Source organism: Nonomuraea sp. NPDC049684 (genome assembly GCF_044465345.1).
Taxonomy (GTDB): domain Bacteria; phylum Actinomycetota; class Actinomycetes; order Streptosporangiales; family Streptosporangiaceae; genus Nonomuraea.
The window spans coordinates 219,665-232,775 of record NZ_JBITLO010000006.1 but is presented as its reverse complement, the minus strand read 5'-3'; the positions used below and the strand labels follow the sequence as shown (position 1 = coordinate 232,775).

The window sequence follows — 13,111 nt, the reverse complement described above, 5'->3', positions numbered from 1 at the left end:
CGAACCTGGCTATCCCGAAGGGCTCGGAGCGGCGGGAGGAGGACTCACGTTCGCGGGCGCGGCAGAAGGAGGACTCGAGGCGGCCGGCGGAGTGGGAGCAAGTCCGGAGCCTTGGCCCACGCCGCGCAGCAAGGTGTCCACCAGCCGCCCCGCCAGCGCCTCCGGCTCGCCGTCGCGGCTCTGCGCCGCCTCGTGGATCAGCGCGTAGTACACCCGGCGGGCCCACTCCGGCTCCACGTCCTCCCGCAGCACCCCGGCCGCCCGCGCCTGCTGGAACAGCCGGTCGCACCTGGCCTCGACCTCGGAGTACACCTGGGCCACCTCGGCCCCCGCCGACGGCCCGCGGCTCATCGCGAACCCCCAGTCGATCTTCACCCGCAGCACGTTCGCCGTCACCTGGTAGAGCGCGACCAGCGGCGGCGCCTGCTCGGGGCGGGCGTCGTCAACGGCGGCGGCGAACTGCCGGGTGGCCCACTCGGCCATCGCCTCCACCAGCGACTCCCTGGAGGCGAAGCGCCGGTGGACGGTCGTGCGCGCCACCCCGGCCGCCTCGGCGATCTGCTCCATGCTGGCCGCCGGGTTCCTGCTGAGCACCCGTTCGGCTGCCTCCAGGATCGTCCGGACGGTCCGCTCAGCGTCGGACCGCAGGGCCCGCGTCGTCCCACTCACACTCCAGAGGATACAGGACGGTACCCCTTCGATTCGAAGTTGCGTCATCAGTGTTGCAAGTTCTAGAGTGATCGCATCACCGCTGATGCAAGAAGGGCGATTCACATGGACATGCGACTCACCGGCAAGACCGCCGTCGTCACCGGGGCGAGCAGGGGGCTGGGGCTGGCGATCGTCGAGGCGCTGACGGCTGAGGGCATGCGGGTCGTGGCGGCGGCGCGCACGATCTCCCCCGAGCTGGAGCGCACCGGCGCGATCACCGTGACGGCCGACCTGTCCACCGCGGCGGGCCCGGCCGAGCTGGTCGAACGCGCGCTGGCCGAGCTCGACGAGATCGACCTCCTGGTCAACAACGTGGGCGGCGGCGACGGCGGCCGGGAGCAGGTCAACGGCTTCCTCGGCTTCGACGACGACGCCTGGCGCCAGTCGTACGACCTGAACTTCCTCAGCGCCGTGCGGGCCACCAGGGCCGCGATGCCCAGCCTGTTGCGGCGGGGCGGCACTGTGATCAACATCTCGTCCAACGGCGCCCGCGTGCCGCACATGGGGCCGGTCGTGTACACCACCGCCAAGGCCGCGCTGACGGCGTTCGGCAAGGCCCTGGCCGAGGAGTTCGGGCCGCGTGGCGTGCGGGTCGCCACCGTCTCCCCCGGCGCCTCGCGCACCTCGATGTGGGAGGCTTCCGACGGTTACGGCGCCGCCCTGGCGGCCTCGCTCGGCATGGAGCACGAACAGTTGCTCGCGGGGCTGCCGTCGGTCACCGGAATGACGACCGGTAGGTTCGTCGAACCGGAAGAAGTCGCCTCCTTGGTGACGTACCTGGCCTCGCCGCACGCCGGGAGCGTGAACGGCGCCGACTACGTCATCGACGGCGGAGCGATCAAGACGGTATGAACTATCGCGATATATCGTAGAACGGGAACACCGGGGAATCCCGCCCGGTTGGGCGGGATGGACATCATCTCCAGGGGAGTGTGGGCAATGGCAGGAATGCGGACCGCACGGCGGATCCTCGCGGGCGGCGCGCTCGCCGCCGCGGCCGGGTGGGCGTTGCGCGGGATACCGGCGGAGCTGGGCGTGCGGCCTTTGACGTCGGGGCCGGACCGGGTGAGCAGGATGCGGCGCTCGCCGCAGTTCAGGGGCGACACGTTCGTCAACCCCATGTCCGAGCCGACCGCCTTGATGACCACGCCCCCGGTGGGCCTGCTGGCCGAGCTGGCCAGGAACAAGGAGCAGCGGCATCCCGCCGGGCCCATCCCGCTGCGCCTGCCGCCGTCCGGCCCGCCGCCGGCCGACGGCCTGCGCGCGGTCTGGTACGGCCACGCCTCCACCTTGGTGGAGATCGAGGGCAGGCGGGTGCTGTTCGACCCGGTGTGGAGCAACCGGGTCTCGCCGTCCCAGCTCGTCGGCCCCAAGCGGCACCACCCGCTGCCGGTGGACATCGGCGACCTGCCGCAGGTCGACGCGATCGCCATCTCGCACGACCACTACGACCACCTCGACATGGCCACCGTGCGCTCGCTCACGCGCACCCAGAAGGCGCCGTTCCTTGTCCCGCTGGGCATCGGAGCACACCTGGAGCGGTGGGGCGTGCCGCTGTACCGGATCATCGAGCTCGACTGGGACGAGGAGGCCGAGGTGGCGGGCCTGCGCTTCGTCGCCACCGCCGCCCGGCACTTCTCGGGGCGGGCCTTCACCAGGAACGACACCCTGTGGGGCTCGTGGGTGGTGGCCGGGCCGAGCAAGCGGGTGTTCTACGCCGGCGACTCCGGATACTTCCAGGGCTACCGGGGCATCGGGGCCGCGCACGGGCCGTTCGACCTGACCCTGATGCCGATCGGCGCCTACAGCCCGGCCTGGCCCGACATCCACATGAACCCGGAGGAGGCCGTCAACGCCCACCTCGACCTCGGCGGCAAGCTGCTGCTGCCGGTCCACTGGGCGACGTTCACGCTGGCGCTGCACCCGTGGGCCGAGCCGGTGGACCGGCTGTGGCGGGAGGCGAAGGCACGCGACGTCGAGATCGTGGTGCCCCGGCCGGGCGAGGGCGTCGACGTGACCGCCGCCCCGTCCGTGGACGGCTGGTGGGAAACCCTGGGATAGCCGTCCCGTCCGTAGACGGCTGACGGGAGTCCCTGCGATAGCCGTCCCGTCCCTGGACGGCTGGTGGGAGACCTTGGGGCAGCCGTCACGGCCGGGGGACGCCGGGTGTGGGGGGCCGTACGGCCCCCTACAGTCGTGGGGTGAGCAACATGGAACGTGACCCCCGCGAACTCCGCTGCGCCGCCGACGGCGGCGACCACAGCGAGGTGCTGACCGGACGCGAGGTGCCGCTGGGCGGCCCGCGCGCGATGCGGGTGAGCAGGACGCTGCCCGGCGTGCACCGGCGGATGATCGGCGCCTGGTGCTTCGTCGACGCCTACGGTCCCGAGCCGGCGCTGATGCGCGTGCCGTCCCACCCGCACACCGGCCTGCAGACGGTGACCTGGCTGGTCGCGGGCGAGGTGCTCCACCGCGACAGCGTCGGCAGCCTGAGCCGGGTGCGTCCCGGCCGGCTCAACCTGATGACGGCCGGACGCGGCATCTCCCACTCGGAGGAGTCGCCCGGCACGACGCTGCACGGCGTGCAGCTCTGGGTGGCCCTGCCGGAGGCCCACCGGCACACGGCCCCCGCCTTCGAGCACCACGCCACCCTGCCCGTGTTGTCCGGCCCCGGCTTCGACGCCACCGTGATCATGGGCACGCTCGGCGGCGTGACCTCGCCCGCCACCACCTACACCCCGCTGGTGGGCGCCGAGGTGACGGTCGACGGCACGGGCGAGGTGCCGCTCGACCCCGCCTTCGAGCACGGGCTGCTGCTGCTCGACGGCGAGGTCGAGCAGGCCGTGCCGGGGGCGCTGCGCTACCTGCCGCCGGGCCCCGGCACGTTGCGGCTGTCGGGGCGCGGGCGGGTGCTGCTGATCGGCGGCGAGCCGTTCGGCGAGGAGATCGTCATGTGGTGGAACTTCGTGGGGCGCTCCCACGAGGAGATCGCCGCCTTCCGGAAGGAGTGGGCGGAAGGCGAGGGCTTCGGCACGGTCGAGGGCTTCGACGGCGAGCCGCTGCCCGCCCCGGCGCTGCCCTCCATCCGCCTGAAGCCGCGCGGACGAGTACGCCCCGAGACGCGCTAGTAGACCGAGATGTGCGGATGGTCGAAGTGGTTGGCCGTCGTGCCGCCGCGGTTGGACATCGTCCGCCAGGTGCCCGTCCTGGCGTGCCAGATGCGCTGGCGGTAGATGATGTACATGATCCCGAGGCGCCGGGAGTTCTTGATGGCCCAGTCGGCGATCTCGTAGCCGCGCTTGACCTCGGCCGCCGACGGCATCGCGCCGCCGTGGCTGAGCATGAAGTCGCAGGCGCGGCCGAGCGGGTGCTCGCCGCCGTCCTGGATCGTCCGGTAGCAGCCGATCCCGAACGGCACCACGAACCGTTCCTTGATCAGAGTCTTGACCAGGCGCATGCGGGGCGTGATGTTCTCGGAGCCGTCCGGGAGCTGCGGCACCCACGTGCCGTCCGGACGCCGCACGCCCGGGGCCGTGTAGAGCTTGTCGATCCGGTCCTTGATCTTCTCGATCAGCTTCTCGGCCTTCTTCTTGCGCCCCTCCAGGTCGGCCACCGCGGCGCCGAGTTCCTCGGCGCGGGCGGCGGCCTCCTGCTCGGCCTTGCGACGTTCGTCCCTGACCTTGGCGTAGCCGCGCAGCCGGGCGTCCTGGACGTCGATCAGGTGGCGGCTCAGCGCCAGGCGGCTCAGCAGCACGTCCGGGTTCTGGCTGCCGGTGAACAGGGCGATCTGGTTGGGTTCGCCGCCGATGTACTGGGCCACGGCCAGCGTCCTGAGCTGGAGGGATTCCCGGTCGTAGACCTCCTGGGCGGCGGCCAGCCGCTCGCGCGCGCTCTTCTCCGTCTTCTCGGCCTGCTGCTGGGCGCGGCGGCTGTTGTAGTACTCCTCGATGAGCCGGTCCGACTCCTTGCTCAGCGCGGCCAGCTCCTTCTTGAGCTGCTTCACCGAGGGCTTGGGGGCCGCGCGCCCGGCTGAGGCGTTGCCCGCCGTCATCGGCAGCCCGGCGGTCACTGCGACGAGTGCGGCGACCAGCACGGCGACCACGGCCCGCACCACGTTGCCCACGGCGGAGGAGGCGACCGCCACTGTCCTCCTTAGCCTGAGCCGCAGGGCGGGTTCCGGTCAGGAGCTAATCAGAGTCCGGGACGCCCTCTTTCCGACGCTGATAGTAGGGGATCAAGCATCATTCCCTGCAACTCATGACTTTTCCTGACTACGTGATTTTCGTGCGCGTCTTACCGCGATGCGGCCTCCGACCAGGGCCGATCCCGGCACCACGAGCATGCCTAGCAGGCTGGAGCCCAGGCCGACGTCGAGGTCGGCGTCCAGCAGCCCGCCCCCGCCGCCGCCGAGCAGCGACCCGCCGAGCGACAACCCGACCGAGACGGACAGGAGCGGTTCGTGGCTCTTGGCGGGCGGCTTGGCGGAGGGCTCCGGGGCGGGTGCGCTCGTGGCGGGCGGCTTGGGAGCCGGGCCCCCGGTCGCGGACTGCCGGGTGGACGCCGGCGACGACCGCGTGGGCGGCGGCCCCGAAGCCGGCTCCGACTCCGACGGGCCCGAAGGCGGCCCCGACTCCGACGGCCCGCTGGTCGGCCTCGGCGGCCGGCTGTTCGGTGCCCTCGTGGCGGGCGGCGCGGACGACGCGGGCCCCGCGGTCGGCACACCGGGCACCGTCGGCATGGCAACCACGGTGGGCATGGTGGGCCCGCCGGTGGCCGTCGCGGGCGGCGAACCCGTCCCGGACCCGCTCGGCACGGGCAGCTCCGGATCCGGCGTGCCGGACGGCGTCCTGAACGAGCTCTCCACGGACTCCGGCGGCATCGCGACGCCGCTGTCGGGCGTGGGCGAGCCGCTCCAGATCACGAACGTCGACGCCACCGCCGCCGCCGTCGCCAGCACCAGCCCACCGGTCACCGCCAGCTTGGCCGGCGGCCCGAACGAGCTGCGCACCACGCTGGTGCCCGTCGCGGCGCCGTTCTCCGCACCGCTCGTCCCGATGATCCCTCCACCCGTCCCCCCGCCCATCCCTCCGCCGGTCCCGGCCGACGGCAGCAGCGCGGCGAACGGCATCGCCAGCACGGCGAGTCCCGAGCGCCCGCGCAGTTCCCATCCCGCGCCGTACGTCCCGCGCGCCACCTCCTCCAGCTCGGCCAGGAACGCCTCGGCCGAGGCGGGCCGGTGGGCGGGGTCCTTGGCCAGGCCGTGCTCGACGAGGCCGCGCAGGCGTCCGTCCACGTGCTCCAGCGGGGGCGGCATGTGCTGGTGCTGGAAGGCCAGGGCGGCCAGGTTCGCGGCGGTGAACGGGCGGCGGCCGGTGAGGCATTCGTAGAACACCAGGGCGGCGGCGTACACGTCGCAGGCCGGGCCGGCCGGGGCGTCCTCCCACTGCTCGGGGGACATGTAGGCGGGGGTGCCGGCCAGGGCGCCGGTCTCGCCGAACCGGGCCGCGACGCCGAAGTCGACGAGCTTGCTGTCGCCGTCCGGGGTGACGATGACGTTCTCGGGCTTGAAGTCGCGGTGCGCCACCCCGCGCCGGTGCGCCTCGGCGAGGCCGAGCAGGGCCCCCTTCAGCAGGGTGAGCGCGGCCTCCACGCCGGTGCCCCCCTCGGCGGCGATCAGGCGGCGCAGCGTGACGCCGTCGACCAGCTCCATCACGATCGCGGACGTGCCCCCGGCCTCGACGTAGTCCAGCAGGCGGGCGGTGTGGGGGCTGTCGATCTCGCCGATGACCCCGGCCTCGACGCGGAAGCGGGCGGCGAACTCGCCGTCCGCGCGCAGGGCCTCGGACAGGTGCTTGATCGCGACCGGTAAGCCGTCGGGGTCGCGGACGGCGAGCACGACGCGGCCGGTTCCTCCGTGACCGAGTTCCCGGATCTCCGTGTAACCGGGAACAGCCATGTCGGGGCCTCCTGACCGGATAAAGATCCTTATGTCAGGAAGCTAGCCGAAGGTAACACGCCGTGTCGAGCCCCTTCGCGCGAGTAACCGACCCCCTATCGCAATCGGTATTTTTCCTACTTCCTATAGTAGGTCCGTGGCTCTCACCGATCATCTGCGCGAGTGGCTCGGGGCCTGGCCGCCCACGGGAAACCTCGACGTCACGGGCTCGCCGCTGCGCACGCTGCCCGCCTGGGACGGCCGCGTGCACCCGGCCGTCGGCGTCGGCACCCCGGAGGGGGCGATGTTGTCGGTGCCGCCCGAGCACGTCGCCCGGGTGCGCGCCGCGCGGACGCTCCGGGAGGTCCCCGGACTGATCGGATATGGGGATCGCGGCTGGTTCGACGCCGTCTTCCGGTGGACCACCGAGCCCGCGCCCCTGCCCGACGCCGGCGAGTGGGTCCCGGCGACGGACGACGCCGTCCCCGGATGGCTGCGCGTGTTCGGCGGCGAGGTGCTGGTGGCCGTGGACCCCGAGACCGGCGAGCACCTGGCCGGGGTGGGCATCAAGCGGCACGACCGCTTCGGCCGGGAGCTGTCGGTGGTGACCGCGCCCGAGGCCCGCGGGCGCGGCCTGGCCAGACGGCTGGTGGCGCAGGCGGCGCGGCGGGTGCTGGACGAGGGGGCGGTGCCGACGTACATGCACGCGGCCAGCAACACCGCCTCAGCCGCCGTCGCCAAGGCGGCAGGCTTCCCCGACCTCGGCTGGACCGCCTTCGGCGTCGCCGAGAACTAACCCCTGCGCCAAACCGCACGGAGTCAGGCCACAAGGCCGAACGCCCCGAAGCACCGGACACACGGTCAATCCCCGGGAAGGGCCTGGCGGCGGGGACCGCCGGAAGCAGGATCAGGCGGCCCGAAGCACCGAACACGAAACCAGACATTGAGAGGGCCGGACATGGGTCCGGCCGCAGGAAGGGTCAGGCGCCCCGAGCACCGGACACGAAACCAGCCCTTGAGAGGGCCGGACATTGTGCCTGGCCGCAGGAAGGGCCGGGCGGTCCGGCCCTCGGACGCAATGCCAGGCGGCCATCCACGTCAACGCCCACCGCCTCCCCCCGGACACATGGTCAGGCGGTCCGAAGCGTCGGACATGCGGTCAGGTCACCGGAGGGCCTGGCGTGGGTCAGGCGGCGGGGGCGGCTGGGCGTGGGGTCAGGAGGGCGCGGATGTTGCGGGCGGCGGTGCGGCCCGCGCGGTTGGCGCCGACCGTGCTGGCCGAAGGCCCGTAGCCGACGAGTTGCAGCCGCGGCTCCCGGACGACCCGCGTCCCGTCCACCTTGATGCCGCCGCCCGGCTCCCGCAGGCGCAGCGGCGCGAGGTGGTCGAGCGCCGACCGGAACCCGGTGGCCCACACGACGACGTCCGCCGCGGTCTGCCGCCCGTCCGCCCACTCCACGCCGTACGGGGTGAGGCGGCGGAACATCGGCAGCCGCTCCAGCGCCCCCTTGGCCATCGCCTCCCGCACGACGACGCTGTAACCGAGCCCGGTGACGCTGACCACGCTCTGCGGCGGCAATCCGGCCCGCACCCGCGCCTCCACCAGGGCGACGGCCTCGCGCCGGGCGTCCTCGCCGAAGTCGTCGCCCCTGAAGACGGGCGGACGCCGGGTGACCCAGACGGTGCCGGCGGCGACCCCGGCCACCTCCGACAACACGTGCATCGCCGAGGCCCCGCCCCCGACCACGACCACCCGCCGACCGGCGAACGCCGCCGGCCCGCGATAACCGGCGTAGTGAAGCTGCTCGCCCAGGAAGTCGCCGACCCCCGGGTAGTACGGCCAGTACGGCCGCGTCCAGGTGCCCGTCGCGTTGACCACGGCCTTGGCCGCCCACTCCCCCGCGTCCGCCGCCACGACCAGCCGCCCGTCCTCCCCCTCCCGGACGGCCGTCACCTTGACCGGCCGCAGGACCTCCAGCCCCACCCGCCGCTCATAGTCGCCGTAGTACGCGGGGACGGCCTCCGCCGCGGGCCGGTCACCTGCCGCCGCCACCCCGTCCGGCAGGCCGGGCAGGTCGAAGATCCCGTGCACCTTGTCCATGGTCAGCGACGGCGACCGATGCCGCCACGCGCCCCCTGGCCCGGCGGACGCGTCGAGCACGATCGTCCCGATGCCGAACCGTCGCAGGAAGTACGCACTGGACAGCCCCGCCTGCCCGGCCCCGATCACCACAACCTCGGTCGTCTCCACGCTCGACTGCAACCCCGCGCCCCCGCCCGCTCTTCCCCCCGGGCCGTTCCTGCTTGACCTCCCAGCCGGTCCTGCGACGGGCACCCGGCCGGTGCAACAGCGACGCCGAGCCGATCCCGCGGCACCACCCGCCGATCCAACAGCGACGCCGGCCCGATCCGACGACGCCCCGCTGGTCCAACAGCAACGCCGAGCCGATCTCGCGGCAGCACCCCGCCGACCCAACAGCAACGCCAGGCCGATCCGGCGATGTCCCGGCCAGCCCAACAACGACGCCCTACCGGCTCAGGCAGCGGCGCCCGTCTGGATCAGGCGGGTGGCGGATCCGTCAGCGCTGTGGCGAACAGGGCGCGGTGGCGCAGGATGTGCTCGCGGTCGGTGTCGTACAACGCGGCGTCGCCGCGGGCGATGTGCGCGGCGAAGGTACGGTCCCCTGCCGCCGCGCGGTCATGCATGTGCCGTACGAGGTGTGCCAGCCGGTCGGCCGCGGTGACGGGCAGTGCAAGACGGTCACCTTCGGCAAGGCCGTAGGCGTCTGCGAACAACCGCAGCCTGCGCGCCTGCTCCCCCACCGGATCGGCCCCGTCGTGACGGGAATCGCTCAGCGGGACGAACCGGTACGCGGCGTAGGCGACGTCCCACACGCGCGGCCCCGGATGGGCGGTGTCGAAGTCGATCAGGGCCACCGGCCGCCCGTCGCGGAACACGCAGTTGTACGGCGCGACGTCCCCGTGGCAGATGACCTCGATGGGCTCGCGCGGCGGGAAGTACCAGACGGCCCCGACGGCGGGCAGGAAACCCTCGGTGGCGTCGTGGTAGCGGCGCAGCAGCCGGGCTACCTCGCCGAGGGCCTGGTCGGAACGTGCATAGTCGGGCAACGGATCTCCGGGCACCTCGCCGGGGACGAAGTCGAGCACCTCCCGGCCCTGGACTTCGATCCCGTGCGCGGACGGCGCGCCCGTGAAGCCGCGGGCGGCCAGATGGGCGAGCAGCGCGTGCACGGCCGGCGTCCACGGGCCGGTCGGACGGCGGACGGTGGCACCGATCCGCACCACCTGATTGACGCCGCCCCCGGTCAGCGGTTCCTCGTCATGCTCGGACACGCCCGCCATCCTCGCATCCCGGCGCGCATTGGCCAGCGCCGTCGAGCCCGGAACGCGCCGGGAGGCGTCAGCGGGCTCTGAACGCGACCGCGGTCGTGGAGGCGATCGCCGTCACCAGGACCACCATGACCAGGACCGTGCCGAGCGGGTTCTTGCGCCGGGGCGACGCCTGGACCTGCCTGACCCGCCGGTGCACCGCGACCTTAGGGGTGGGCTTGGGCGTCGGCGTGACCTCCTGGACGGGCACCCGTACCGGCGGCGCCACGTGCACCGGCCGGGGCGTGGGATGGTGCACCGGCCTCGGCGTGCGCGGCGGGGTGGACGGCGGCGTGGGACGCGGGGTCGGCCGCGGCGACGAGCGAGGCGGCGGAGGCGGAGGCGGAGGCGGCGGGGACGGGCGGACGTGGCAGTCGCCCACCTCGACGCTGCCGCTCGGCCCGTACACGCACACCGAGCCGGGACCGATCGACACGCGCGGCACGGGGGCGCCGGTCCGCGGCACCCGCCCGCCGGGCCGCTCCGACACCGACCCCCGCGGTTCTTGAGCATCACGGATCTGCGCGCCCGGCACCGACACCACCGGCCCCGGGTCGTCCCAGATCTGGGCGCCCGGCACCGACACCACCGGACCGGTGCGGCCGTCGCGCCCGCGCCCGCCGTGGATCGTGATCCCCGGGCTCGGAAGCTGCGTCGGACGTACGCGCACGGTGCCGGGCGCCGGGGGTTGCAGGTCGGCCGCCGCCGGGCCGGCCGCGCTCGCGGCGAGCAGAGCGGCGGCCAGCAGCAGCGGCGCGCGCCTGACGCCCACGGTCACATTCCCCCGGCGATGCGGGAGAACTCCTGCAGCGCGCCCTGGAACGCCTGCGGCCCGACCGCCAGCGGCCCGGCGAAGGCGTGGGAGATGTCCCAGGTCAGATAGGTGCCGAAGCCGAGCATCGCGGCCATCGCGAGCAGCGGCAGGACCGCCAGGCCGCGTGGCCGCGCGCCGGCCAGGTAGGGGAAGACGACGACGAGCAGGCCGGTGAGCACGGTCAGCAACAGCAGCCCCTGGGGCGGGGTGGCGGCGGCGTCCATCGAGCGCTGGGAACGGGCGGCGGCGATCGCGGCGACGCGTTCGAGCACGGCGTCGCGGGCGTCCTTGTCGTCGTCGGTCTTGGCGTCGACGGCGCTCACCCGGCTGCGCATGGCGTCGAGCCGGGCGGCTCCGACCGGGTCCATGCGGCCCTCGGCCATCAGCGGCCACTCGTCTCTGACCACGAAGGTGACGTAGTCGCGCAGCGCGGTGCGGACCGTCTGCTGAGCGGTGCCGGGCAGGTCGGCCGCGGCCCAGTAGGCGTCGATCGCGGCCTGGCTCTCGGCCTGGGCGTTCTGGCGGGCGGCGTCGGCGGTGGTCCACGGCACGATGATCGCGATCGCGAACACCAGCAGGAACAGCGCCGACAACATCGACCCGGCGTGACCGGCCGAGACCCCGTCGGGCTCGGCGTCCTCGCTGCCCTTCTTCGTGAGCCGGAACACCAGCGCGGTGAGCGCCACCACGCCCACGGCCGCCACGATCGAGAGCGTGTACGCCAGCATGAAGATCTCCCAAATCTTCTCGAATACACAGTGTTACATGACTATCACACTATGCAACGCTGGTGTCAGCTACCGGCAAGTAAAGTCGCGGCAAGCGTGTCGGCCGCCGAGGGAGCGGCACCGGGCGGGGCGGGGGAGGTCGAGAACCTGCTCGCGCAGGGGTCCGGGGCGGCGCTGCCGCTGGACGGATCGTTGATCATGACCGGGTGTTCTGACCAAACGTCCAGCCGGTCGGTGATGATCCAGAAAAATGGTGACTATGGACGGCGTGAATCTCAACGGCCGTAAATTCGTGATGGTGAGCTCGACGGCGAGCGCGGTGGACCCCGACAGCCCGACGGAGTTCCTGTACTGGGAGGCCGACGGCGTGGTGTGGGGCAGCTACACGGGCGACACCGTGACCCACGGCCGCTTCGTCGGGACGCGCGACGGCGCCGACGTCTCCATCTCCTACGCCCACGCGCTCAAGGCGGGCGGCAAGGCGGGCGGCCAGAGCAGCAGCCGCGTCGAGCAGGGCGAGGACGGGCTGCTGCGCCTGGTGGAGGAGTTCCGGTTCGACGGCGACGACACGCTGCACGTCAGCGTGTGCGCCGAGGTCCCGACCTCCTGACCGGCCCTCCAAGCGGAAGGCCAGGAGGCGGGGGGCCGGGAGACCGAGAGCCGGGAGACTGGAAGACCGGAAGATCAGGGGCCGGTCGGCCGGGAGCGGGCGACGCATCACGCCACCAGGCCCTCGCCCCCGGCCACACGGCCGCTCTCCACGCAGGGAGCGGCGCCCGACTGTCCTTGCCGAGAGCGGTGGCTAGCCGTCCTTGCGCAATGCGGCCCGTCCCTCGGCCGCGCCGACGAAGCGCATCTTGCCGAGCGGCACGTCCCCTTGCGTCTCCTGGGGTGTGCGCCGCGCGGGACGGGAGGCGTCCCGGTCGGACGGCAGCACGTACGGCCGTCTGAGCACTTCGTCCAGGATGAACACGGTCTCGGTGGCCTTGACCGCCGGGATGTTGGCCAGGCGGTCGGTCACCATGGTGTGCACGGCGGCCACGTCGGAGACCCGCACCTGGATCATGGCGTCGTGCTGGCCGGTGGTGATCGCGCAGTACTCGACCTCGGGCATCCGGGCCAGTTCGGCCCTGAACTGCTTCCACATCTGCTGGCGCACGGTCACGAAGATCAGCGCGGTGATGCCGAGCCCGGCGCGCACGTGGTCGATCTCCGCGGTGAAGCGCTTGATCGCGCCGTCGGCGCGCAGCGCCTCGAAGCGCGTGTAGGCGTTCGCGCGGGAGATGCCGACCCGTTCGGCCAGCGCGGCGACCGAGATCCTGCCGTTCTCGCGCAGGACCTCAAGGATCTTCATGTGGACGTCGTCCAGCTCGAGACCGATGCCGATCCGTCCAGGCTGACCGCCGCCGCTGGCACCATTTCTGGAAATATCACTCATCATTACACCTCGACCATTTATATCCGTCTCGCGGACCGCACATGACCTGGACGTTCTGCCGGACAATCCTCGACATCCTTCTCCCGAACGTCCAA

At 72.8% G+C, this 13,111-nt stretch carries 14 protein-coding genes; 6 read left to right on the top strand and 8 right to left on the bottom strand.

All coding sequences use genetic code 11. From position 1 onward, the window contains the following. Positions 1-9 precede the first annotated feature (9 nt). On the bottom strand, positions 10-669 hold the full coding sequence (locus ACIBST_RS21455) for a TetR/AcrR family transcriptional regulator (protein ID WP_397173874.1): 660 nt from the start codon (positions 667-669) through the stop codon (positions 10-12). 105 nt (positions 670-774) lie between these two features. On the opposite strand from ACIBST_RS21455, the gene ACIBST_RS21450 reads away from it, so the two are divergent. From ACIBST_RS21450 to ACIBST_RS21440, 3 genes are all read left to right on the top strand, one after another. After that, positions 775-1,563 carry an SDR family NAD(P)-dependent oxidoreductase gene (locus tag ACIBST_RS21450; protein ID WP_397173872.1) on the top strand — a complete coding sequence of 263 codons (789 nt, stop codon included), beginning with the start codon at positions 775-777 and terminating at the stop codon, positions 1,561-1,563. 87 nt (positions 1,564-1,650) lie between these two features. After that, positions 1,651-2,772, top strand: coding sequence for an MBL fold metallo-hydrolase (locus ACIBST_RS21445; protein WP_364337478.1), 1,122 nt, complete (start codon positions 1,651-1,653; stop codon positions 2,770-2,772). 140 nt (positions 2,773-2,912) lie between these two features. Continuing rightward, positions 2,913-3,839, top strand: a complete 927-nt coding sequence (locus ACIBST_RS21440) for a pirin family protein (RefSeq protein WP_397173870.1) — start codon at positions 2,913-2,915, stop codon at positions 3,837-3,839. Here ACIBST_RS21440 and ACIBST_RS21435 read toward each other — a convergent pair. After that, positions 3,836-4,855: a coiled-coil domain-containing protein gene (locus ACIBST_RS21435; RefSeq protein WP_397173868.1), complete on the bottom strand. Its 1,020-nt coding sequence runs from the start codon at positions 4,853-4,855 to the stop codon at positions 3,836-3,838. The two genes, ACIBST_RS21440 and ACIBST_RS21435, sit on opposite strands and share 4 nt — an antisense overlap. A gap of 111 nt (positions 4,856-4,966) precedes the next feature. After that, a complete protein-coding gene (locus ACIBST_RS21430; RefSeq protein WP_397173866.1) occupies positions 4,967-6,667 on the bottom strand; it encodes a protein kinase in 1,701 nt (566 codons plus the stop codon). Between the two features lie 136 nt (positions 6,668-6,803). Here ACIBST_RS21430 and ACIBST_RS21425 point away from each other — a divergent pair, with 136 nt between their 5' ends. Then, positions 6,804-7,442 carry a GNAT family N-acetyltransferase gene (locus ACIBST_RS21425; protein WP_397173864.1) on the top strand — a complete coding sequence of 213 codons (639 nt, stop codon included), beginning with the start codon at positions 6,804-6,806 and terminating at the stop codon, positions 7,440-7,442. 390 nt (positions 7,443-7,832) lie between these two features. On the opposite strand, the gene ACIBST_RS21420 is transcribed toward ACIBST_RS21425, so the two are convergent. The 4 genes from ACIBST_RS21420 to ACIBST_RS21405 all read right to left on the bottom strand — a co-directional run bounded on the left by ACIBST_RS21420 (position 7,833) and on the right by ACIBST_RS21405 (position 11,578). Further along, the gene (locus tag ACIBST_RS21420) at positions 7,833-8,897 is read right to left on the bottom strand and encodes an NAD(P)-binding domain-containing protein (RefSeq protein WP_397173863.1); all 1,065 of its coding nucleotides are present in this window, start codon (positions 8,895-8,897) and stop codon (positions 7,833-7,835) included. 308 nt (positions 8,898-9,205) lie between these two features. Beyond that, positions 9,206-10,000: a phosphotransferase enzyme family protein gene (locus ACIBST_RS21415; protein WP_397173861.1), complete on the bottom strand. Its 795-nt coding sequence runs from the start codon at positions 9,998-10,000 to the stop codon at positions 9,206-9,208. 67 nt (positions 10,001-10,067) lie between these two features. Continuing rightward, positions 10,068-10,808, bottom strand: a complete 741-nt coding sequence (locus ACIBST_RS21410) for a hypothetical protein (RefSeq protein WP_397173859.1) — start codon at positions 10,806-10,808, stop codon at positions 10,068-10,070. A 2-nt stretch (positions 10,809-10,810) separates the two neighbouring features. Continuing rightward, positions 10,811-11,578, bottom strand: a complete 768-nt coding sequence (locus ACIBST_RS21405) for a hypothetical protein (protein WP_397173858.1) — start codon at positions 11,576-11,578, stop codon at positions 10,811-10,813. A gap of 259 nt (positions 11,579-11,837) precedes the next feature. Between ACIBST_RS21405 and ACIBST_RS21400 the strand changes: the two genes are divergently transcribed. Continuing rightward, entirely contained in the window at positions 11,838-12,188 is a 351-nt protein-coding gene (locus tag ACIBST_RS21400; protein ID WP_397173856.1) for a hypothetical protein, read from the top strand. A gap of 192 nt (positions 12,189-12,380) precedes the next feature. Here the strand turns inward: ACIBST_RS21400 and ACIBST_RS21395 are convergent, their stop codons facing one another. Further along, complete coding sequence (locus tag ACIBST_RS21395; protein ID WP_357987270.1) at positions 12,381-12,932, bottom strand: Lrp/AsnC family transcriptional regulator; 552 nt, start codon at positions 12,930-12,932, stop codon at positions 12,381-12,383. Here ACIBST_RS21395 and ACIBST_RS21390 point away from each other — a divergent pair, their 5' ends adjacent. Then, positions 12,933-13,061, top strand: a complete 129-nt coding sequence (locus ACIBST_RS21390; RefSeq protein WP_352325338.1) for a hypothetical protein — start codon at positions 12,933-12,935, stop codon at positions 13,059-13,061. It abuts the gene before it with no gap. Positions 13,062-13,111: the final 50 nt, after the last annotated feature.